This window comes from Bacillus sp. AFS098217 (genome assembly GCF_002551815.1).
GTDB lineage: Bacteria > Bacillota > Bacilli > Bacillales > Bacillaceae_G > Bacillus_A.
The window spans coordinates 13,714-36,734 of record NZ_NVPR01000038.1; the positions used below are offsets into that span (position 1 = coordinate 13,714).

The window sequence follows — 23,021 nt, forward strand, 5'->3', positions numbered from 1 at the left end:
CATTCACTAAACAAATTTATCCTGCAATATGAACCGAATTAAGAGTCCCATCAATATTTCCATCTACCATAATACAATGTCCCCAAAACATATCCCCATCAGCAAAATATATTGTAAAATCACCGTCTGAATAAACACTTATGCTCTCTAATTCCATAAAACCAATGAACATTTCCTGCGTAATCTCATCGATCTCTGCCTCATCATTATCCTGTAACCATTCATTTGCTAACCCCAATAATTCTGTTGCTGCAAACAGTTTAATTTTTCTGTTCCATTCATTTTTCTCCTCGAAAAGTGCATATGCTGTTTCTAAAGCCGTCGTCATCATACGCTCATCTTTATTCCAATCAAAAGACAAACTGCATTTTTCACCATCCCAAGTAATCTGCTTTTCAAATAACTCCACACTTTTGTCAAGTACAAATTCACCTAATACTTTATCTTGATAATAGACTGGCTCCATTGAATCTTGTAATATCTTTTCTAATTCATTATCTCTATATGTTTCATCCAAAACCTGAACAAGCATCATCGCATTTTCTGCCCTACGTACCAGCAACCTTACAACGGTATTTTTTTGTAAAAATTCTCTTGATCGTCTCAATTCTGCATCGTCAGCTAACCATTCAAGTCTTAGTTTTTCTTCTATAATCAATTCATGATTGCACAAATCTTTCCATGCAATCAAAGGGATTGACGCACTCCACAAAATAGCATCACCTGCTCTTCCCGCACCTACGCCCGATGCTCCTGTAACAGCTGCCACCTCAATAATCTCTTCTGTAAATCTATTTTCAAATCTACTCGTTTCACTTAATTTACTCATTTTCATTTCGCTCTCCTTTATATTATATAAGCACAAATATGATGAAAGAATCTTTTATCCCCCTTTACAAATCATGCTTTTACAGTTAGCCAATGTCATCTAGCTTCTTTCCTTTTACCAAATTTCAGGTTAGGTGTTTTATTGCCTACAAGCATTGTGATAAACCATTTTCAAAAATTCAAAGTGACCCCCATTTGTTTTTTGAATAAAAGTACCTACCGCTTCAAAGCCTATCTTTTTATAAACCTTTATCGCTCTTTCATTGAATGTCACCACCGATAACGTTATATACTTCGGTTGATATTTCTGTTCACAAAAAGCTAGACCTTCTTTTATAAATGCTAATCCTAATCCATTTCCAGTCATATTTGGTTTCATTCCAAAGCCAATATCCACTGTATAAGTATCTATTTTATGAAAACTAAAAAATCCAACAAGCTGATTATTCTCACAAACAGCAAAAATCGTTTCTCCACGTATTATAGGATCTAAAAACTCCATTAAATCTTCTTGATCAGCTTCCATATCATAAAACGAATACTTCCCCTCGTAGTGCCAATTATACGCAACTTCTTCCGCTTGCTCTTGTGTCATCACTTCAAAAGTATAATTCACTTCTATGCCTCCTTAAGCAACGCACATACAGTAAAATTTTAATTCATAAAAAGGAGCCACATATATGTAGCTCCTCTGCCTTCTTATAATGCATAAATCCCTTTGTATTTCGCCTCTAAATAATCGGCTAAATAATTCGCATTTAACCCTTCACCTGTTACATCTTCTAAAATTTCTAGTGGTTTTTTCGTTTTACCATATTGGTGAATATTCTTTGTTAACCATTCACGAATTGGCGTCACGTTTCCTTCCCCTAGCAATGCATCAAAGTTTGGAATTTCTTCTAACATCTTATGTTTAAATTGTGCTGCATACATATAGCCTAGTGCATAAGATGGGAAATATCCAAAAGATCCATCTGCCCAATGTATGTCTTGTAGCACACCCTGTGCATCCGTTTCTGGACGAATTCCTAAATAGCTCTCCATTTTATCATTCCACGCCGCCGGCAAGTCTTTCACTTCTAATGTTCCATCAAACAATTCTTTCTCCAGTTCATAACGAACCATAACATGAAGGGGATATGTCAGTTCATCTGCCTCAATGCGAATAAAGGAAGGTTTTGATTCATTAATTGCATCATAGAACTCATCTACAGATACATTTTCAAATTGTCCATTACTAAATTGTTTTAATAGCTCATAATTTTTCTTCCAGAATGATTTATTACGTCCAATAAAGTTTTCAAAGAATAGCGATTGTGATTCATGAATTCCCATCGATGTACCACTGCAAAGTGGCGTTCCTTCTAATTCTTCTGAGATATTTTGTTCATATACAGCGTGGCCGCATTCATGAATAGTGCCAAACACTGCCATACGAAAGTCATTCTCGTCATAACGGGTCGTAATACGAACATCCCCTCTATTTAATGTAATTTCAAATGGATGTATCGTTTCATCTAGACGGCCAGCCTCAAAATTATAGTTTAATTGTTTTAATAACTCTAAAGTGAAATTCTTTTGTTGGTCTTTTGAAAAATGCTCAAATAAAACATTTGTTTTTAATTCTTTATTAGACCCCGAAATTTCTTTTACAAGCGGAACAATACGCTCACGTAATTGTTCAAATACATGGTCTAATACTTCTACTGTAACACCCGGCTCATACATATCTAAAAGCGTATTATACTTATAAGTTTCATAACCCCAATATGTAATGAATTTCTTCTTATATTCAACAATTTTTTCTAAGTATGGACGGAACATTTCAAAATCAGATTTTTCACGTGCTTCTCCCCAAACACTTTCCGATTTTGCTTGTAATTTGACAAACTCTTCATACTCAGCTTGAGGAATTTTTTTATTTCGATCATATTCTTTGCGGCACTCTTCTACAATTTTCTTCGTTGTTTCAGAAATTTTATTCTCTGCGATTAGCCGTTCTAATTCCTTTAAATATCTTCCCATCTCATCTGAAGTCGATAATGAAAAGACTTCAGATGAAAGCATTCCTATTACTTCAGAGCGCTGATCCACTCCCTTTTTTGGGGCACCTGTACGCAAATCCCAAAATATTAAACTTAATGCTTCGCCATAATTATTTATCTTCTTCACGTATGCTAAAAACTCTTTTTCCACTTCATATATAGCTATTGTCATATGATATACCTCCTTTTTCTACCTCACCTTTATTTCGACATAAATAGATAATCTCCTTTTCTTCCAATAGAAAAAAGCTCGGCATTTGCCAAGCTTTTTCCTATTTGGTGAAGCGTAAAAAAAACTGATAATCGACTTTCACTTTATAGAACCGCACCTTCTACTGGAAGTACTTTCTTTACAGCCTCAATAACCTTTTCGTTTTCATTCTCTGACAAGAATAACGAAATCGCACCCTTATCCTCACTTGTACGAATTAAGCGACCAATTCCTTGACGAAGACGTAAAATCATATATGGTACATCTACATCCCAAAATGGATCATTCACGTGCTTACGTTTCGCTTCAAACACAGGATCGTTTGGAGGGAATGGAAGCGACCAAATAATGACATGAGATAATGATGAACCCGGAATATCTAAACCTTCCCATAAATGAACCGCACAAAGTACAGTCTCTTCTTCATTTTGGAAACGTGAAACAAGTTGACTAATTTCTTGGTCTCCTTCATATAAGAACGGAACAGACATTTGCTCTTTATTCACATATTCTTTGAATGCCGCAAGTTCTTGTGTTGTACGGAATAATACAAGTGTACGTCCATTTGTTTTTTGAATGTTCTCAAGTGTATACTGACATTTTCGTTCCCATTCATTTTCCTTCGTATACGACGGTAAGTACACTTTCATTTGTTCTTCATAATCAAACGGAGAAGCTACTGCGAACGATAAATAATCTTTTACGCCTAAGCTATTTGCTGTAAATGCAAATGAATCATTTTCAGATAATGTAGCAGAAGAGAAAATATACGGGATTTTTTTCGAGAATACTTTCTCCTGCAACACTTCTTCTACGGCACGTGGCATAATAACTAATGTAAAGGCACCATCACCTTCTTCTCCCCATGTAATTACATTTTTCTCATGCATGAAAAGACGAAGTGAATGCTCCAATACATCTAAATGCTCATCAACGATATTTAAATCGTATGTGTTTACTGTGTACATTTCACTTTCAAATACTAATGCATCACCGACTTCCCCGATTTTCGCATAAAGTCGTTTCGCCTCAGCAGTTACCTTTTCTGTCACAGTAAGTTCTAAACGATCCGAACCAGCAATTTCTTTTTTATTCTCTTGTAAAACATCAAAGAATCGCTCTGTTTGCCAAATCGTTTCTTCTACTAAATGAGCAAACTCTTCACGGATATCATTTTGTAATAATCTTGTTAATAATTGTTCCATCATCGTTTGCTTTAATCGGTACGTTAATGCTTTTTGCGCCGCATATTCAACAAGATGGCCTTCGTCAAAGACAACACAGCTACTTTCTGGTAAAAGCGGCATCTGGCCTTCACGCTTACGAGCATCATATGTCCAAATATGATCCATATAGAAATCTTGAGAGCAAATAATTAAATCTGCTGCTTTACGATAATGTTCACGAGAAAGTGTTTGACCACAACGATGACGAGAATCACATGTAAAGCAGTCCTGGAAATAATCCCAAGATACTTTTGACCATTCTTCGTCATTTAATAGTGGAAACTCTTTTCGATCACCATAATGCGTAAAATTTTGCATTGTTCCATGATCAAATACAAATTGAGGTAATTCATAATATAGATCTTCAATTACTTCTGGAGCTCGTCCACTCATCACGTCTTCAAGTTTACGTAAGCATAAATAATTATCCATTGATTTTGCTAGACGTACATCAACTGATAACCCTAATGCTTCTGATAATTTAGCAATGTCCCCTTCTTCTTTCACCAGCTGCTCGATTAACGTTTCGTCTGCACAAGCAATAATAGCTGGTTTCCCCGTATAACGCGCATAACAAATTGCATATAAAAGATACACAATCGTTTTACCCGTTCCTACGCCTGCCTCCGCGAACATAACTTTCTTCTCTTGAAATGCTCGTTCTAATTGGAATGCCATAAAAATTTGTTCATCGCGTTCTTCAAAACCTTTTTCTGGGAGGATATCGTAAAACACATCTCCAATCCACTCATTCAACTTATCATAAAAATTATCTTGTTTCCCTACTTCAAATGGTAATCTCTTTTCAGTAAACATCCTCAGCCTCCAACAAAAAAGTTTTTCTATAAAAAGATATAGCAACTGCTATTTCTAAATAGCAGTTGCTTTCCCCTGTTGTAATACATAGAAATGCGCGAAAAAAGTTTTCCTTTATATAAAGGAAAACTTTTTTACTCTATTAATGACTTTAAGTAGCGCTTATCAATTAATGTTTCATGTGATAATGCAGATAAATATTCTTCCTGTGCTTTTTGTATTTCATCTGCTGCTACACCTTGAAAATTAATTTCTTTTCCAAGCTCATCATACGTACGATGAATGGCCTTTTGAATCATTGACAATTGGAAACCATCCATATTGATTCCTCCTTTTGCACATTACATAATAGCCAGTATATGCGCGCCAAAGAGGTTTTATACTATGAATTGCGTGGTGGGCGTTTCCCAAAGTACTGATAGTAATCTGTACGAATAAAGCCATTAAATAGTTTACGCTTTTTCGATGCTTCTTTTCCATAACATTTTTCAAACGCTTCATAGCTTGTTAATAAATACATAGACCACGTATCTAATGGGCGGAATACTTCTCCCAGTTCCTTATATAATTTTTCAACAAGCGCTTTTTCACTTAAACGTTCCCCATATGGAGGATTCGTTACAACATAGCCATATTCCTCTTTTGTTGTGAAATCTTTTACTTGCATTTGTTTAAAGGAAATTAAGTCACCAAGTCCAACTTCATCCGCATTATCTTGTGCAACTCTGATCATGCGGTGGTCAATATCTGATCCAATAATTTGTAATGGCTGATCATAATTCGCTAAATCTTCTGCTTCTTGACGTGCTTCTTTCCAATTTTGCTTACCAATCCAGCCCCATTCATCAGATGCAAACTCACGGTTAAAACCAGGAGCAATATTTTGGCCAATTAGTGCCGCTTCGATCGGAATTGTCCCAGAACCACAGAATGGATCAACAAATGGTCGGTCTGGCTTCCAATTTGTAAGTTTAATTAAAGATGCAGCTAATGTTTCTTTCAAAGGTGCTTCCCCTTGATCAACACGGTAGCCACGCTTATGAAGACCAACGCCACTTGCATCAATTGTTAATGTTGCAATATCTTTTAACATTGCAATTTCGATACGGAATAAAGGACCATCTTCTTCAAACCATGTTGTACGTCTATAAGTTGTCTTTAATTTCTCAACAACAGCCTTTTTTACAATACGTTGACAATCTGAAACACTAAATAACGTTGATTTCAATGACTTTCCAATAACAGGAAACTCCCCGTTTTCCGGAATATAGTCACCCCAATTTAAAGCTTTCGTCTTTTCAAATAACTCATCAAATGTTGTCGCTTTGAATTCACCAACTTTAATTTTCACACGATCTGCAGTACGTAACCATAAATTTGTACGACAAATTGCTTTTGCATCCGCTTCAAATGTTACTTTTCCATTTTCCACCTGGCATTCATAACCAAGATCGCGAACTTCTCTTGCAACTAAAGCTTCAATTCCCATTGCCGCTGTTGCAATTAAAGTAACTTTTCCCATTTGCATTCACCTCTTATGTATAATCAAACAATAACTAATAGTTTTTTCTTCTATTAATTATTCCATATTACGACGTATTTTCTTATTTATCATTTTGACTCACACGTTATCACTTCATACAAATAAAAAGCCCTCCTCTTACAAAGGAGAGCTGAGTTATTTCATCATTGGTTCATAACGTTCTGTAAGCCATGTTCTGTTCCTTTGTACTGCAAACGGCCCACGCCTCGTACTCCGGTGGCAATCATCTATCTACAGGCTACTCAAACCTGTCCTTTTCCATCGTTCATTTCCTTGGAAAAGATTCCCCTACCATTATTTGGGTTTCTCGCTCGTGGGGTTTACCTCGTTCCACTCCTATCATTTCTTCAAGGACTTCGTCACTGTGGCACTTTAAAGGTAGTCAAACCATATCCAAAAGGACTTAGGTTTTTTCCCTGCCGTTAATCCAGCCTTACAGCCAGAATACCCTAGCTTATGAATTGGCTAGGCACGAACACTACGACCATCTCAGGTCGTGCGAGCATGGACTTTCCTCTACAACGTTGGCGTTGCAGCGATTACCCAAACGTTATGACAAACATTAGTATAGTGGAAACAAAAAGATTTTGCAATGCTTTTTTATATGTAAAATGCTTCAATCTTTTTCCATTCCTATATTACTCGTATAACTTACTTCCAAATACAGCTTTTTCCAGATTAGATAAACGCTTTAAAATATCTGTATTCGTATTGTTGTATACAGGTTGTGCAACTGGTGTTGGAGCCGGTTGCTGCGGAGCTTGTGCTCCAACTAATTTTTGTTCTTCTAATTCACGTTTTAAACGCGCATTCTGTTGCTGCAATTGTTCAAGTTCCTTATGAAATGCTTCATAATCTTTAATAATCATATCAAGGAACTTATCTACTTCTTCTTGTTGATAACCTCTCATGCCTGTTTTAAATTCTTTTTCTAAAATATCTTTCGCTGTTAGTTTAATTTTATCCGAAATCATTCTCTTCACCTCAAATTTTTACCAAAACTTTCATTAACTAAATTTTTTCAGAAACAGTGCCTTTTGTCAATCATCTATACATAAGCTATATTTCACATTACTCTGCATTATTCCACCGTTCCTCTTCTATTATATCTTGTAAATCAGAAAAAAGAATGAAATAACTATGATAATTTTCTATTTCTCCTTTTTTCTTTGCTACTTCTACCATGTATTTAGGACTTCCTGGTTTTTCTTCATCGTATACAGCCAAAAGTGCATCACTTTTTCCAATAAAAAATTGATTTTTCAATCGAAACTGTTCTGGACTTTCATATTTTCTTTTTGTAATACTATCAACATGATCTGCTTGTCCAAGAACAAACTCATAAAGTTCTCGATTTCCTTCCTTCCAACTTTCTTCTTGTTCTAAAAAAGGGGTAAACACAGCAAGTTTTAAATCAGGATACTCTAACTGCATTTCAAAAACAACTTCAGCAGCCCATAACTCTACCCCTAGCTGACCACTTATGATAACCCACTCTAATCCCTCTTCTATAAAGGCGAGTAACTTACGATGTACCGCCTTTTTTATGCACGCAACACCTGGATGATCATTCTTAAATATTCCAAGTTCAAATGGCTTATATCCTGTTACAGCTACAACTTTCATATCAACACTCCATTTAAAAGAAAAGAACTAGCATTTCGCTAGTTCCAACATAACATTTACTTTTTAAACATTCCACCAACGTTTGGTCCGATATTAGGTCCGAACGGTGATACATGATGTGGATGATGGTGATGATGATGGCCACATGCTCCAACTCCGCCGAATCCTCCAACTCCTCCAACTCCTCCAACTCCACCGAATCCTCCAGGTCCACCAAATCCTCCAGGTCCACCAAATCCCCCAGGTCCACCGAACCCTCCAACTCCTCCAACTCCTCCAGGTCCACCGAACCCTCCAGCTCCTCCAACTCCTCCAGGTCCACCGAACCCTCCAACTCCACCGAATCCTGGCTCACCAGGTTCTACAACATTTACATTTGAAGTTGTTTGTGGGAAGAAGTGTGCATTTTGAACTTGTTGATGGTGAACGTGTGTTGTATGAGTTGGGTGAACATGCGGCACCACCGTTGTGGAAAAAGTATGTGTTACGCATTGTTTTGTTGGATGAATGACAGGAGGTGTTGTACAAATAGGTCCTGTAGGCTTATGCCCTCCAAAACAAGGATGACAATGATGCATAGTTTTTCTCTCCTCTCTCATAAAAAAATCTGACTACACTTTACAATATGAGAGAAGAATCAAAGCCGCTTGTTATATACACCTATTTATTTAATGGAAATTTGTCTATATTGTTAGTCATTTCAATCTACTAACTTGGCCACATAGCTATCATTATTTTGCGAAAAATCCTCCAACTTGTTTTACAATCCCTGTAACTTGATTCATCGCATTCATCATTTGTCCTGCTGTATTCATCATTTTATTCACATCATAGTTTCCATCCGCGGTTTTAAATTGAGATACAAAACTAGAAAACTGACTTGGTTGTTGCTTTTGTTTATTCATTGTTGGATATGGTTGAAACGGCTGTTTCGGTGGATAAAACATAGATGGCTGATTCATATACGGTTGTGGTTGCGGCGGTACATAATATTGCTGATTCATATATGGCTGCTGTTGCTGATTCATATATGGCTGCTGTTGCTGGTTCATATACGGCTGCTGTTGCTGGTTCATGAAGGACACTTCAAATGGCTGATAATAATTTTGATTTCCATAATAAGGCGCGAAAGGATACATATTGTAGCGTAAATATGTATCCTCATTATATTGATAAACATTTGGATTTGTATATGAATTCGATTGCTGATATGCATTAGATTGTTGAAACATGCATTCTCTCCCCCTTTACCTAAGTTTCTACCTATAGAATATGTACCTATAAAATAAAATGTGTACCTATATAAATGTCTGTTTTTGTCGGAAGTTTAAATTTTTAAAAAAATAAGAAAGTAAGCCCTTTCATGATATGATAATGAAGAAGAAGATTCTCATAGGGGAGGAATCAACATGGTATTAGGGGATTTAAAACAGGCTTTTTCTCAAAAAAAGGGGTATTGTACAGAAGATATGAATGAGTTACTCGACTTCGCAAGACATTGTTATCTCGAAGGAAAAATATGTATATCAGAATATCGAGTATTGATACGTGAATTAGAAACAAGTGGGGCAACGAAACCCACACATACAATTGCAGAATCATAAAAACAAGAGGGTTTCCCCTCTTGTCACTTACATAACTCCACAACATTTTGCAACGTATATAAAATCGCCTGATGCGTTTCATAAAATCGTTTCCCTTTTCCCTTATTTACAAAACACTGCAAAGCATTATTTTGTAAATTATCATACACTTGATCAATTTGCTGTAAATGTATATATTTAGGCTTTTCTTGTTTTATCCATTGATAGGCTAATTCTTTCCAACCCTCTAACTCTCGATCAACCATATCTACAAAAGGCTTCATATCCATATAAAAATCAAACTCTTTATCTTCTCTTTTTTTTACAATCGTTTCATCATTATAATCCATTAACTTTTTTGAAGATTGCATTAACGCTTGATACTTCACTCTATTCCCACCTTACTATGCACCTACTACGACGTTTTGAAACGTTTGAAGCCAACTTCCTTTTTCTTCATGATGCAATAATTTATCTTCCATATGTTGAATATGCATTTCTGTTATTTCTGCCTTATTACATATATCTTCACGTCTATCCTTTATAGCATGATTAACCCTAAGAGAAACATTCATTTCCAGCAAATCAAGAGCACTTAACATTTGATCCATTTTCTTCATTACATTTTCCTTCTGAACCATCGCCATTTATAAAACGCCTCCTTCTTTGCTTTCCCTTTGTCATGTAATTTCGACAGTTCACTTTTCACTCCTGCATGACTGACAAAACTAGTTGAGATTCGGCAAATAAAGTGAAACTTCCACCAATGATGAGGATTTCACCAACAATTTGTTCCCCTTATTCATCTTCCTTATCTCTACTCAATTTTTATCCCGCTATTTGCGGGCAGTAAGACTCCCACCTCAAAATTCGGTGAAAGCAAAGAAGGTAGGTGGGAGATAAACTGCCCGTAAAACCCCGATTGGTGAGGGCTGATAATCAGTGGGGGATGAAGAACCCCCCCACACTGATTAAAGTTTCACTTTATAGTTAGGGAATTATTTTCCGAAAATAGCGGAAGAAATCGGTTTGTATGTGTTTTATAGAAATGGTAACAATACAAAAGGGAGGTGTTACCATGGCTAAAAATAAAGATGAAAAGAAGAAAAAGCAAAACAAACAACAAAATAAACCTGAGACTGGAAATCCAAAGCTAGATGGGCCAAACTTCCCTGCTACATAAAGGGAGGCTTTCATGCGTTAGAAAAGTTATCCACTTCGGATAACTTCCTTCTTTTCACATTCCACTGAGATGATACATTTTCATGAAACATGTATAAACGTAACCAATCGAGTAGTCCCGCATCCTTGTAAAAGTGCGGGACTTTTTCTTATTATATCATGAAGTCATCTAACCTTTTAAAAAAGCCATTTAATGTAGAAAAAAGATGCACTTGCTTTTGTTTATCTCTAAACCAAACCGTTATATCAGTTTCTTCCTTTGGCTCCTTATGCAAAAATAAAGTCTCTACATCCATTCCTGAATGGAACCAATCTGTTTCAATCTTTTTTTGATGCGGCACAATTGAAAAGACATCTCTAAGCTGAGGTGTGTCTTGTTCTTTTGAAACTTTAAAATATTGCTCATAATCCATCCTTGAACCTGTGTGAACAGTATGTAAGGCAAAATCATCAAATAACTCTTCATAGTCAGGATGAAACAATAACCATGCTAGGTTCTTTCCAAGCTCGATACGCTTTTGTAACTTTTCAAATTCATAAACTGAGAAGCCATATAAATTCCCTTCCACCGTCGGAAAAATCACCGTATTAAAATGAAACCATTCTTGAAATTTAAAGAGTGCTGTATCAAATACACGTTTTTGAAAATATGAATTCTCAATAACTGGTTTTTGAATTTTATTTTGTTCATTAATAATTAGTGCCGTCATAAGTCGATTCATATCTCTTTCTACCCAAAAGCGTTTCCATTCTTTCTCCATAAAAATAGATATTTCAAAAAACTGTAATAAATGAAAAAGCGTTGCACCGCCCTCTTTACTATGTTCGTACAATAACAATTGCGGATATGCATCTGAAAAAATAAGCCAATTCGCACTTTCATATGTGAGAAATAATTGTTTTCTCCTCTCTTCAGATAAAACGTTCGGATAATACTTCCCTTCTAAATCTGTCATATTCCACCCAGAATTTCTCGAAACCATACTGGCTAAAAAAGACCACCGAATTTCTTTATTTCTCAAGTAATATTCTTGATAGGCATGTGTACGTGAGATATTATCTATATTCGCTAGAGTCATTTGTTCCTTAATATACATGATTAAATGCTTCTCCTCTTTTGTACAAGAAATACCCCTACGTTCGTTTTGTATTTTCTCGTACTCATTCCACACAAACATTAGCAAATCGCCTCATCTCTCCTGAAAAAAGTCACATTTCCTTTGCTTTTTTTGATATAATCACCTTTGTAAGTGATCCTAAGTAAGTTGGAGTGGACAAAATATGACCATTCGTTATCCAAACGGAAAAAGGTATAACCAAGCGTTACAGCCTCAAAAAAGTCAAATGAAAAAACATACTTACAGTAACAGAGGTATGTCTCTTGAAGAGGAATTAAATGAAACAAATCAATATTATTTAAGTCATAATATTGCATGTGTACATAAAAAACCGACCCCTCTTCAAATTGTAAAAGTAGATTACCCCGCTCGAAGCGCTGCAGTTGTAAAAGAAGCTTATTTTAAACAGCCTTCTACGACAGATTACAACGGTGTATATAAGGGGAAATACATTGATTTTGAAGCGAAAGAAACAAAAAATAAAACAAGTTTCCCGCTACAAAATTTCCATCATCATCAAATTGAGCATATGAAACGTGTAATTGCTCATAATGGAATTGCATTTGTTATTATTAAATTTACACTTTATGATGAATTTTATTTACTCGATGCAAAACACGTTATTTCATTTTGGAATCGTCAAGATAATGGTGGACGTAAATCGATTACAAAACAAGAAATCGAAGAGCACGGATCCTTGTTATCATGCGGTTATCACCCTCGAATTGATTACATTCGTGTACTAGACACGGTTTATTTTTCATGATAGAGTCAACAATAAGGCTCTTTTTTCGACTTTTGGGGAGAAAATGAAAGGTAGGAGAAAGTATAATGTCAGAAAAGTATCGTTCTCGTACAGAACGAAAACATGCAAAACATCAAACGAAAGAAACAAATAAAAAGGAGAAGCCCAAGAAAAAAGGTTCCTTTTTTAAAAAATTTTTAATAGGTTGCCTACTTCTTGGCATTGTTGGCCTTGTGGCAGGGGTTTCTGCTTTCTTCGTCATGGTAAAAGATGCTCCAAAGCTAGATAAAGCGAAACTTGTCAATCCGTTATCTACTAAATTTTATGATAAAGATGGCAATTTCTTTTATGAATATGGTGCCGAAAAACGAACGAATATCACTTACGATCAAGTTCCAAAAGTAGTAGAAAATGCATTCCTCGCCACTGAAGACGCTCGCTTTTATGAACATAATGGAATCGACATTAAACGTACAGGAAAAGCGATTATGGAAAACATCACAGGCGGATTTGGATCACAAGGTGGTAGTACAATTACACAGCAGGTAATCAAAAACTATTTTCTAACGATGGAAAAAACATCAAAACGAAAAGTACAAGAATGGTATTTAGCTTATAAATTAGAGCAACAATACTCCAAACATGAAATTTTAGAAATGTACTTAAACAAGATTAACCTAGGTAATCGTTCTTATGGTGTCGCAACTGCAGCGCAAAACTATTATGGAAAAGACTTAAAAGATTTAAAGTTACATGAAGCGGCAATGCTTGCGGGATTACCACAAGGACCAAATATTTATGATCCAACAAAAAAAGAAAATGTAGAACGTGCAACTAAACGTCGTAACGTTGTATTAACATTAATGAATCGTCATAATTTCATTACAAAACAACAAATGGATGAGGCAATGGCTATCCCAGTAACAGAAGGACTTCTTCCATCTAAAGAAGTTACTGAAATGCCTTACCCTGCCTTTTTAGATGCAGTTGTAAAAGAAATCGAAAAAGAAGAGCCTGATGTAAATATTGGATCTGATGGATTACAAATTTACACAACGCTTGATAGGAAAGCACAAGACTACGCTGAAGAGATAATGGATGGGGACATTATTAAATACCCAAATGATCAATTCCAAGGTTCTTTCGTATTTATGGATACAACCTCTGGGGAAGTTCGCGCAGTTGGTGCTGGGCGTAAAGAAAGTAAATCAACATTTAAGGGACATAATATGGCGATTGATTTAGAGCGCCAAGTAGGTTCCACAATGAAACCTATTTTTGACTACGGTCCAGCGATTGAAAATCTACAGTGGTCCACTTATCATCAATTAAACGACTCAGAATATACATACTCAGACGGTACAAAAATTCGAAATGCGACAAGCAGTTACAAAGGGGATGTTTCTATGCGTGAAGCATTGAAAAAATCTTTAAACATTCCTGCTTTAAAAACTGCTCAAACAGTCGGATTAAATAAATCAAAAGAATTTGCCGAAAAACTTGGTATGACATTCAAAGATGGCCCATATGAATCAACGGCAATTGGTAGTAACGAAAGTTCTCCATTACAGGTAGCTGGTGCCTATGCGGCATTTGGGAACGATGGCGTTTACAATAAACCTCATTTCGTAAAAGAAGTTGTCTTCCCTGATGGCAAAAAGAAAAGCTTTAAACCAAAAGAAAAACGAGTAATGCAAGATTACACAGCATACATGATTACAGATGTCCTTCGCGATGTTGTAAAACCAGGATCTGGTGGTACCGGCTCGGCAGCATATGTTCCAGGCGTCGATCTTGCTGGTAAGACCGGAACTCAAAACTATGATAAATCGGTTATCCAAAAATACGGTATTCCAGCAGATGCAAACCGAGATAGTTGGTTTGCAGGATATACACCGCAATATACAATGGCCGTTTGGACAGGTTACGAAAAAGATAGTAAAGAAAATTATATAGGCGATCGCTCAACAAAAATTGCACAGCAAATGTTTAAAGCAATGATGAGTAAATATGCTACAGATAAAACTCGTTTTGAACAACCTTCTTCTGTAGAACGTATAAATGATGAACTTTATGTGAAAGGTGCAAAAAAGGATGCTGTTAAGCAGATCAAAGTAGATCCACCAACTGGTGTAACGCCATCTTATGATGCAGCATCTAATGCGATTACATTAAGCTGGTCTGGTCCTTCAACAGATGTTGATGCTTATTCTGCAAGCTATAAAGCAAACGACGGTTCTAGTGGCAGCCTATCCGTGAGTGGTACAACTGCTACACTTAGCGGTGTAAAACCAGGTGTGACTTACACCTTCTCTGTAGTAGCGAAAAAAGGTACTGGTACAAGTAATGCCGCTGGCGTATCCTTTACTGTTCCTGGCGAAAATGCAGATGCCAAGAAGAAAGCTGAAGACGAGGCTAAGAAAAAAGCTGAAGATGACGCTAATAAACAAAAACCAGATCAACCAACAGGTGGAGACGTTCATCCACCAGAGCCCGTTAATCCAACACCATAATAAAAAAAAGAAGTCACCTTTCTCTAATGAGATAGTGACTTCTTTTTTTGTATTATTTTTTTTACACACAACTTTTCTATTTCTACATACAACTGTGCCAGTTGAATATAGGAATGATAATGATTTGGTTGCTCTATAATAAATGAATAACGTTCCATAAAGTTAATTGGTTTTATCTGTAGCTCTTCAATCTTGCTCTTCATATCTTTCAATCCCGACACTGGTTGTCCATTTAGCCAATATAAAATTGATAATAAATGAGCTGCGAAGTGAATCATCGGCTCCCTTGCTTCTTTTCGTTTTCGATTCCGAAAAGATATAGATATATCCTCTTTTTTTTCTTTCCATATATCTAACACAGCTGGAATACTCATTTCTATCTCATTCCATGGTTTGTACTGTTCTTCTATATCAAATAAGAAATAATGGCTTTCTATCAATTGCACAAAAGATGCATCTGTATGATAGATAATCTTGTCTATATCCCCCTCAAAAAAGGGAATACACCGGAACTCATCCGGTATTTGTACCACTTGTTTCATCTTTTTACTTTCCCTTCATTCGCTTTTTTCCTTCGCGACATACTTCTAGTAACGGGCACTCTTCACATTGCGGGCGCTGCGCCTTACAATGATAACGTCCAAAGAAAATCATACGGTGATGTGTAACTCCCCACTCTTCCATAGGTACTTTCTTCATCAATGTTTTTTCTACTTCCAGAACTGAATCTTTCCACCTACAAATCGCCAAGCGTTTACTTACTCTCTCCACATGTGTATCAACGGCAATAGCAGGAATCCCAAATGCTACTGAAACAACTACATTCGCCGTTTTTCTACCAACTCCTGGTAATTTCGTTAATTCATCACGATCCTCCGGAACCTTACCATTATAATCATTAAGTAGCATCCTGCATAACTTCTGAATATTTTTTGCTTTATTTCTGTACAATCCGATTGAACGAATATCTTGCTGTAATTCTTCTAAAGAAACATTTAAATAATCTTCAGGCGTCTTATATTTTTGAAATAAATTTTTCGTAACTTTATTTACAAGTACATCTGTACATTGTGCAGATAATGCCACCGCAATCACAAGTTCAAATGGATTATCATGATTTAATTCACAATGTGCTTCTGGATACATATCTGCCATTGTATCTAAACAATAACGAATTTGGTTTTTATTTAACATATATTTCCTCCTACATTACTGCTCCAGCCAATTATAAAAAGGTACTTTCCCTGTATATTTGGTCTCTTGTCTCGATATTTGCTGCGTCCGTTGTTGATTTGCTCTAAATTTCCGCCCTTGATCTTGCGCTTGATCAACCGTCCTAATTCCGTTCTTTTTCCATTCAAACAAAATCCGATCAATATATCGAAAATTAAGTTTCCCGCTCATTACTGCTTCTCGAAGAGCTGCTTGAATTAAATTTGGATGATGTTGATCTTGATCCTGCCACATCGCTAATGTTTCGCATTCAAAAGGCGATAATGGTCTCCCAAATTCATGTTCAAAAATTGTATATAAATTTACTTGAAGCTGTTTTTGTTCTTTTTGTTCTTCTTCTATTGTTTCATTCATTAAAAAGTGCAATATTTTTTCCCAAAGCGGTTGCAAAGAATAACTCTCACACATCATCGCTTCGGATCTTTGTCCACCTTCTAATGCTAAAAATCCTTTTTGGATTAATGTTTGGATTACTTCCATACATTTCATTTCTGTAATTGTCATTCGCTCTGCAATCTCTGAAGGAGTTGGAAAAGAATTACCCGATTCTAAAAACGTATGCACATGAAGTACAACCATAAATTCTGTTTCATTTAAACCTAATTTTTTATAGTGCATCATAAGCAATTTAGGAATTGCGATGCTGCCCTGTTCAAACCACTGTAACATCATTTTTTTCTTCATCACCAAACACCTCGCTCTCTAGTATAACACACCTGTTACAATTTCTTTTTGCCACAATTCGTCAAAAAACCTCCCTATATATAGGGAGGTCCTTTTCATTTGTTTAAAGTAACCTATTTGACCTACAAATGCAAGAAATACTTGTTAAGCCTGTACTTTACTTTTCATAAACGTATTCATTCGTTCCAACGCTTTCTCTAATTGTTCAAGAGATGTTGCATATGATAAACGAACATTGTTTGGCGCGCCAAATCCTGTTCCTGGAACAAGAGCTACTTTTTCTTCTTCTAACAAGGCTTTTGCCCATTCATCAACTGTTTCGTATCCAGCTAATGCTACAGCTTCTTTTACATTTGGGAATAAGTAAAATGCGCCTTGCGGTTTGATACAAGTGAAACCAGGAATTTGAATTAATTTATCATAAATAATGTTTAATCGTTCTTCAAATGCTTGACGCATCATTTCTACAGGCTCTTGCGGGCCCGCATATGCAGCAATTGCACCGTATTGAGCAATTGAAGTAGGGTTTGACGTACTATGACTCGCTAAGTTTGTCATCGCTTTAATAAGCTGCTTATTTCCTGCTGCATATCCAATGCGCCACCCTGTCATAGAATGTGATTTCGATACACCATTAATAATAAGAGTTTGTTCTTTTAATGCATTAGAAAGCTGAGCAATTGAAGTATATTCTACTCCACCATAAACTAATTTCTCATAAATTTCATCAGAAACAATTAAAATATCGTGTTCTAAACATACTTCCCCAAGCTGACTTAATTCTTCTTTGCTGTAAATCATTCCTGTTGGATTGCTCGGTGAATTAATAATAACAGCTTTTGTTTTCTCTGTAATTGCCTCACGCAGCTGCTCTGGTGTAATTTTGTACTGATTGTCTTCTAAACCTTCTACATAAACTGGCTTACCACCAGCGAGCTTTACTTGCTCAGGATAACTTACCCAATAAGGAGTTGGGATGATAACTTCATCTCCTTCGTCAAGTAACACTTGGAATAATGTATAAAGCGCATGTTTCGCACCATTACATACAATAATTTCAGTTGGATCATACGCTAATCCTTGATCACGCGTAAATTTCTTCACAATTTCTTGTTTTAACGCATTTAACCCACCAGTTGGTGTGTATTTCGTATGTCCTTCTAACATCGCTTTATGTGCAGCATCCATAATATGCTCCGGCGTATTAAAGTCAGGTTCCCCTGCCCCTAATCCAATTACATCATGGCCTTCAGCTTTTAATGCTTGTGCCTTTGCTGTAATTTCTAAAGTTGAAGACGGTGTTAAAGCAGCTACTCGCTTTGCTAATTTCATTTTTAGTTCCCCCTACATCTATTTTTCAATGCTATATCGTTGTAAAAACTGTCCATCTTTAAATGCAAGATAGTAGTAACTATAACGACCTTCCTGATCAATATATGTAATTTCCCACACTGGATCATCATTTTCGGCACCTAATTTTACTTTTAAGATTTCTTTCGGCGGTTTTGGCTTATGTTCTTTATTTTCTTCTTTCAACTGTTCAGCCATTTTTTGTACAGCTTGCTTCTCAGAAATCCCTTCGCTCTGTTTCTTTACGAGAACATCTCCTTTTTTCTCAGGTACCCAAGCAATGATTTGTTCTCCTTTTTCATCTACACCTTGTACGACTGTATATGAAGATTTCCCGTTATAATAATCAACGGATTTAACCTTTGTAAGCTTTGCTTTTTCTTTTGCAATTTCTACAGCTTTTGATTCTTTCGGAATTTTCTTTTCCATTGTTGCATTATAAACATGCACCCCATATAATCCAATGGCAACAATAACGATAATGATGGCAAAGATCCATTTTTTCATTGTATCACTACGTTCTGTATATCGTAAATACTGCTGTTTCTTTTTCGTTCTCGTCTAGTGCCAGTCCGAACATGAGGTCCTGTTCCTTTAATGTACGATTCAAACTATCAACAATTTTATATAGGTCAGACGAATATTTAATACGCGTCGTTGATAGCACTTCGATTTTCTTCTCCATGAAAACTCCTCCGTTACACAAAATTTCTAATTATAGAAGAACGCAATGCGGTTACAATAAGAGTACATTCTTTACAACCCCTGCTTCATCACCCATCTATTATAGCAGGACATGTACAGCAAAAAAAGGTTTCAAATCGAAAAGCAACGTAATTTGTATACAAGAAGTAAGAAAAAATAAAATTCCTCCTACCCACATTTTACGCCTGAAGCACAATTTACTTCAGGCGTATTTTTCCTGTAATTTGTTATTCCTCTAGTCGCTTCAATAATTGGTCTAGTGTTTCTTCATAAAGCGGGACATTCGGAATGGATTGCAAAAATTTCTTCCCATAAAAAGAAGTTGTTAGTCGACGATCTAATACAAACACCGTTCCTGTATCTGTGGTTGTTCGTATTAATCGACCAAAACCTTGTTTAAAGCGAAGAATAGCTTGCGGAAGCGCTAGTTTTGTAAATACATCTTCCCCTTTATTCCTCATCCATTCACTTTTTGCCTCCATCATTGGTTGATGAGGCGGTGTAAATGGCAAACGAACAATGACAAGGTGGCTTAAGGCATCTCCAGGAATATCAATTCCTTCCCAAAAACTACTTGTTCCTAACAAAATGGCCTTGTCAAACTCTTGAAATTTCCGAACTAAACGACTACGACTTCGATTATTTACACTTTGCGTCAGTATTACGTATTCTTCTAATTCATCTTCATTTTTTAAATTTACATACGTTTCTTTCAACATTTCATAAGAAGTAAATAGTACAAGCATTTTTCCTCTTGTTGCTTTAGCGATTTTCATAATTTGTTTTGATATTTCACTAATATATTCTTCTTCCCGAACTTCCTTAATAAGCGGGACATCCGTTGGAACCATTAACTTTACTTGCTCTTCATAATGAAATGGAGATGAAACCGTTAGTGTATTTGGCGCAAAATCATGTAACCCTAATTCTTCTTTTATATAGTCAAATGTATGATTCACAGTTAACGTTGCTGACGTAAAAATAACGCTTCGCTTTCTTGTTAAAAATTCATCAGCAAATCTTTCTCCTATATGAATAGGTTGTGCATATAATACTGTGGAATGAATGGTACCTTTCGTTTCTGTCTCCATCCATGTCACATATGAGTTTTTTTCTAATATGAGCACCTGTAATGAATGAACCATCTTTCTTAATAACTCTATAAGATGCATAAACTCGCCTGTAATAACATGCATTTCCCATTCTAATGTACTTTGTAATATATCAGCTTGCTTCTCCAGTAAGGCTAGTAATTTTCTTAATTCATATATAAATCGATTTGTTAATTCAGTAATACTATTCCAGAGTTTCCCCTGCTCTTGTTCCGTATTATACCGATAAATAAGAGGCATATTGCTTGACCCTTGTTCTTGCCTTGTTTGTTTAAATATGAAAGCACGTAACATTTGGAATAACTCATCGGCATCAAATTTGATTTCCTTGAGCCTATGACTAATCATACGAAAAGTGGAGCGCGATACTTGCTCTGATTTTTTCATCATTTTATACACCTTTGATAATACATCATCGGTTTCTAGCGTACCAAGGCGCGATAAAATGAACTGAAAATACATACATGAAAACTGTTCTCCAAGCGTTCTACTAGCGACTTCTTCGATATGATGAGCTTCATCAAAAATGATATAGTTACAAGATGAAAAAAGTGGCTCTTCACTAACAAAATCTTGCAGCAGCAATGCATGATTTGTAATTACAATATCTGCAAATAATGCTTTATTTTTTGCACGTTGATAAAAACAACGACTAAACCAGCTGCTTTTTACTCCGCCAGGACTATATATATCACTGCAAACACGATTCCAAAATAGCTTTCCACCCTCTGGAATATTTAGTTCGTCACGATCACCAGTTTCTGTTTGTAATAACCAAACTAAAATTTTCGCTTTTGTAAGTGCAACGTCGTAGTTCTTCTCTTCCTCTTGCAAGGAATACTCAAATTTATGCAAACAAAGATAATGCCTTCTTCCTTTTAAAAGAGCAACCTCAAACGGAAATGGTAAGACGCTTTGCAACAGTGGAATTTCCTTTTCTAATATTTGTTGCTGCAGCTGTACTGTTTGTGTACTTACAATTACAGACTCTTCTTTTTTCTTTGCAAAATAAATACTTGGAAGAAGATATGCTAGCGTCTTCCCTGTACCCGTTCCTGCCTCTATTAGTGAAAAGCGAGAATCTCTTAATGCAGCATATATTTCTTTCATCATTTGCTGTTGGCTTTCTCTTTTTTCAAAGTTAGGCATCTTTAATTCAAGCTGTTCCATTGACTTATGTAAAAAAGAACTGAATTTAGACGAGTTATTTTCACCTAAGTGTAATGAATAGTTCCGTTTTCGAAGTGCAATATTTCGGTAAATTTCATACTCTTTTGTTTCCTCTGTCCCATCCGTCATTTTCTTTAAAATATTTTCCGAAATAATACGAGCAATATCACTTTGAAATACATCACTTAATTCGTATAAAGATTGTAAAGTAACAAGCGGTAATTTTTCAATTTGAGTGAGAAATTGTAAAAATAATTCTGCTGTTACAAGTGCATCACTATCTGCACGATGTGGTTGATTATGCTCAAATTCATGTTTTTTAGCTAAATCTCGCAATTTATAACTATCAGCTGTCGGCAATAAAATCTGCGCCAATTCAACCGTATCAATTTTAGGACAATATATTTCTGTATATCCAGCCTGCTTTAATTCCTCCGTTAAAAAGTTCCAATCAAAGTGAACATTATGTGCTACAAAAGATGCACCTTCTAATAGCTCAACAATCATCGGGGCTACATCACGAAATAGCGGGGCTTGTTTTACGAGATTTTCATCAATCCCTGTTAGTTCTGTAATAAATGGGGGAATCTCTCTCTTCGGGTTAACAAAAGATGAAAAGATCTCTAATATTTCTCCATCTTCCACTACAACGGCTGCAATTTGGGTAATTTTGTCCTTCCCATCTTTCCAGGAGTTCCCTGTCGTCTCTAAATCAACGACGACATAACGCTTGCTCATATGTAACACCTCAATTTCTTACCTTTCAAACAACAAAAATTCATATATTGTTACTATACCACGTTTTATCTCATCTTAATGAACAGATACACAAAATGAACTGATTTTGTTTCATGTATTATATTTTTTCATTCATTTACTTTGGACCACCTCTACAAATAAAAAAGGCTATCCCTTATAGAGATAGCCTTTCTGCTTATAATATTGTTCCTGCTTTTTCAGCGCCTAGCATTTCAATAATTTGATTATGATCGTCTAACACTGCAATTTTTGGTACTTGCTTATTTACCTCTTCTGCTGCAACTAATCCGTAACAAATAATAATAACTTTATCTCCTGGTTGCACAAGCCTTGCAGCAGCCCCATTTAAACAAACAACACCGCTTCCGCGCTCTCCTTTAATCACATACGTCTCTAAGCGGGCTCCATTATTATTATTTACAATTTGTACCTTTTCATTTTCTACAATTTCTACAGCATCCATTAAATCTTCGTCTATAGTAATACTACCTACATAATTTAAATTCGCTTCTGTTACCGTTGCACGATGTAACTTTGCTCTCATCATTGTACGAAACATAGATGTCTCCCCC

General features: G+C 35.9%; 24 protein-coding genes and 1 other RNA gene. 3 read left to right on the forward strand and 22 right to left on the reverse strand.

What is annotated here, in order from left to right; genetic code table 11:
* Window positions 1-16: 16 nt before the first annotated feature.
* From COO03_RS10810 to COO03_RS10860, 11 genes are all read right to left on the reverse strand, one after another.
* Entirely contained in the window at window positions 17-829 is an 813-nt protein-coding gene (locus tag COO03_RS10810; RefSeq protein ID WP_142316246.1) for a DUF2262 domain-containing protein, read from the reverse strand.
* A 138-nt stretch (window positions 830-967) separates the two neighbouring features.
* On the reverse strand, window positions 968-1,444 hold the full coding sequence (locus COO03_RS10815) for a GNAT family N-acetyltransferase (protein ID WP_097897190.1): 477 nt from the start codon (window positions 1,442-1,444) through the stop codon (window positions 968-970).
* An 83-nt stretch (window positions 1,445-1,527) separates the two neighbouring features.
* Window positions 1,528-3,045 carry a carboxypeptidase M32 gene (locus COO03_RS10820; protein WP_097897191.1) on the reverse strand — a complete coding sequence of 506 codons (1,518 nt, stop codon included), beginning with the start codon at window positions 3,043-3,045 and terminating at the stop codon, window positions 1,528-1,530.
* A 143-nt stretch (window positions 3,046-3,188) separates the two neighbouring features.
* A complete protein-coding gene (locus tag COO03_RS10825; RefSeq protein WP_097897192.1) occupies window positions 3,189-5,126 on the reverse strand; it encodes an ATP-dependent DNA helicase in 1,938 nt (645 codons plus the stop codon).
* Window positions 5,127-5,260: 134 nt separating this feature from the next.
* On the reverse strand, window positions 5,261-5,446 hold the full coding sequence (locus tag COO03_RS10830; protein WP_097897193.1) for a DUF3921 domain-containing protein: 186 nt from the start codon (window positions 5,444-5,446) through the stop codon (window positions 5,261-5,263).
* Window positions 5,447-5,508: 62 nt separating this feature from the next.
* Window positions 5,509-6,648, reverse strand: a complete 1,140-nt coding sequence (locus tag COO03_RS10835) for a THUMP domain-containing class I SAM-dependent RNA methyltransferase (protein WP_097897194.1) — start codon at window positions 6,646-6,648, stop codon at window positions 5,509-5,511.
* Window positions 6,649-6,828: 180 nt separating this feature from the next.
* Window positions 6,829-7,220, reverse strand: an RNA gene (rnpB, locus tag COO03_RS10840) — RNase P RNA component class B.
* A gap of 87 nt (window positions 7,221-7,307) precedes the next feature.
* A complete protein-coding gene (gene gpsB, locus COO03_RS10845) occupies window positions 7,308-7,643 on the reverse strand; it encodes a cell division regulator GpsB (RefSeq protein WP_097897195.1) in 336 nt (111 codons plus the stop codon).
* Between the two features lie 97 nt (window positions 7,644-7,740).
* The gene (locus COO03_RS10850) at window positions 7,741-8,295 is read right to left on the reverse strand and encodes a DUF1273 domain-containing protein (RefSeq protein ID WP_097897196.1); all 555 of its coding nucleotides are present in this window, start codon (window positions 8,293-8,295) and stop codon (window positions 7,741-7,743) included.
* A 56-nt stretch (window positions 8,296-8,351) separates the two neighbouring features.
* Window positions 8,352-8,873, reverse strand: coding sequence for a CotD family spore coat protein (locus tag COO03_RS10855; RefSeq protein WP_097897197.1), 522 nt, complete (start codon window positions 8,871-8,873; stop codon window positions 8,352-8,354).
* A gap of 153 nt (window positions 8,874-9,026) precedes the next feature.
* Window positions 9,027-9,527: a YppG family protein gene (locus COO03_RS10860; protein ID WP_097897198.1), complete on the reverse strand. Its 501-nt coding sequence runs from the start codon at window positions 9,525-9,527 to the stop codon at window positions 9,027-9,029.
* A 177-nt stretch (window positions 9,528-9,704) separates the two neighbouring features.
* Here COO03_RS10860 and COO03_RS10865 point away from each other — a divergent pair, with 177 nt between their 5' ends.
* A complete protein-coding gene (locus tag COO03_RS10865; protein ID WP_097897199.1) occupies window positions 9,705-9,899 on the forward strand; it encodes a YppF family protein in 195 nt (64 codons plus the stop codon).
* Between the two features lie 23 nt (window positions 9,900-9,922).
* On the opposite strand, the gene COO03_RS10870 is transcribed toward COO03_RS10865, so the two are convergent.
* The 3 genes from COO03_RS10870 to COO03_RS10880 form a co-directional block, all read right to left on the reverse strand.
* Entirely contained in the window at window positions 9,923-10,267 is a 345-nt protein-coding gene (locus tag COO03_RS10870; RefSeq protein WP_097897200.1) for a YppE family protein, read from the reverse strand.
* A gap of 15 nt (window positions 10,268-10,282) precedes the next feature.
* Window positions 10,283-10,525: a hypothetical protein gene (locus tag COO03_RS10875; RefSeq protein WP_097897201.1), complete on the reverse strand. Its 243-nt coding sequence runs from the start codon at window positions 10,523-10,525 to the stop codon at window positions 10,283-10,285.
* A gap of 687 nt (window positions 10,526-11,212) precedes the next feature.
* On the reverse strand, window positions 11,213-12,238 hold the full coding sequence (locus COO03_RS10880) for a DUF2515 domain-containing protein (RefSeq protein ID WP_097897202.1): 1,026 nt from the start codon (window positions 12,236-12,238) through the stop codon (window positions 11,213-11,215).
* A 103-nt stretch (window positions 12,239-12,341) separates the two neighbouring features.
* Here COO03_RS10880 and recU point away from each other — a divergent pair, with 103 nt between their 5' ends.
* On the forward strand, window positions 12,342-12,944 hold the full coding sequence (gene recU / locus COO03_RS10885; protein ID WP_097897203.1) for a Holliday junction resolvase RecU: 603 nt from the start codon (window positions 12,342-12,344) through the stop codon (window positions 12,942-12,944).
* A 65-nt stretch (window positions 12,945-13,009) separates the two neighbouring features.
* Complete coding sequence (locus COO03_RS10890) at window positions 13,010-15,436, forward strand: penicillin-binding protein 1A (protein WP_097897204.1); 2,427 nt, start codon at window positions 13,010-13,012, stop codon at window positions 15,434-15,436.
* 23 nt (window positions 15,437-15,459) lie between these two features.
* On the opposite strand, the gene COO03_RS10895 is transcribed toward COO03_RS10890, so the two are convergent.
* From COO03_RS10895 to panD, 8 genes are all read right to left on the reverse strand, one after another.
* Window positions 15,460-15,978 (reverse strand): YpoC family protein, encoded by a 519-nt coding sequence (locus COO03_RS10895; RefSeq protein ID WP_097897205.1) that lies wholly within the window; start codon window positions 15,976-15,978, stop codon window positions 15,460-15,462.
* 4 nt (window positions 15,979-15,982) lie between these two features.
* A complete protein-coding gene (nth, locus tag COO03_RS10900) occupies window positions 15,983-16,630 on the reverse strand; it encodes an endonuclease III (RefSeq protein ID WP_097897206.1) in 648 nt (215 codons plus the stop codon).
* A gap of 15 nt (window positions 16,631-16,645) precedes the next feature.
* Complete coding sequence (gene dnaD, locus COO03_RS10905; protein ID WP_097897207.1) at window positions 16,646-17,353, reverse strand: DNA replication protein DnaD; 708 nt, start codon at window positions 17,351-17,353, stop codon at window positions 16,646-16,648.
* Window positions 17,354-17,497: 144 nt separating this feature from the next.
* A complete protein-coding gene (gene aspB, locus COO03_RS10910; protein ID WP_097897208.1) occupies window positions 17,498-18,685 on the reverse strand; it encodes an aspartate transaminase AspB in 1,188 nt (395 codons plus the stop codon).
* Between the two features lie 18 nt (window positions 18,686-18,703).
* Window positions 18,704-19,210: a cell wall elongation regulator TseB-like domain-containing protein gene (locus COO03_RS10915; protein WP_097897209.1), complete on the reverse strand. Its 507-nt coding sequence runs from the start codon at window positions 19,208-19,210 to the stop codon at window positions 18,704-18,706.
* 7 nt (window positions 19,211-19,217) lie between these two features.
* Complete coding sequence (locus COO03_RS10920; RefSeq protein WP_000412180.1) at window positions 19,218-19,388, reverse strand: YpmA family protein; 171 nt, start codon at window positions 19,386-19,388, stop codon at window positions 19,218-19,220.
* Between the two features lie 247 nt (window positions 19,389-19,635).
* Window positions 19,636-22,428: an ATP-dependent DNA helicase DinG gene (dinG, locus tag COO03_RS10925; RefSeq protein ID WP_097897210.1), complete on the reverse strand. Its 2,793-nt coding sequence runs from the start codon at window positions 22,426-22,428 to the stop codon at window positions 19,636-19,638.
* A gap of 196 nt (window positions 22,429-22,624) precedes the next feature.
* Complete coding sequence (gene panD, locus COO03_RS10930) at window positions 22,625-23,008, reverse strand: aspartate 1-decarboxylase (protein ID WP_097897211.1); 384 nt, start codon at window positions 23,006-23,008, stop codon at window positions 22,625-22,627.
* Window positions 23,009-23,021: the final 13 nt, after the last annotated feature.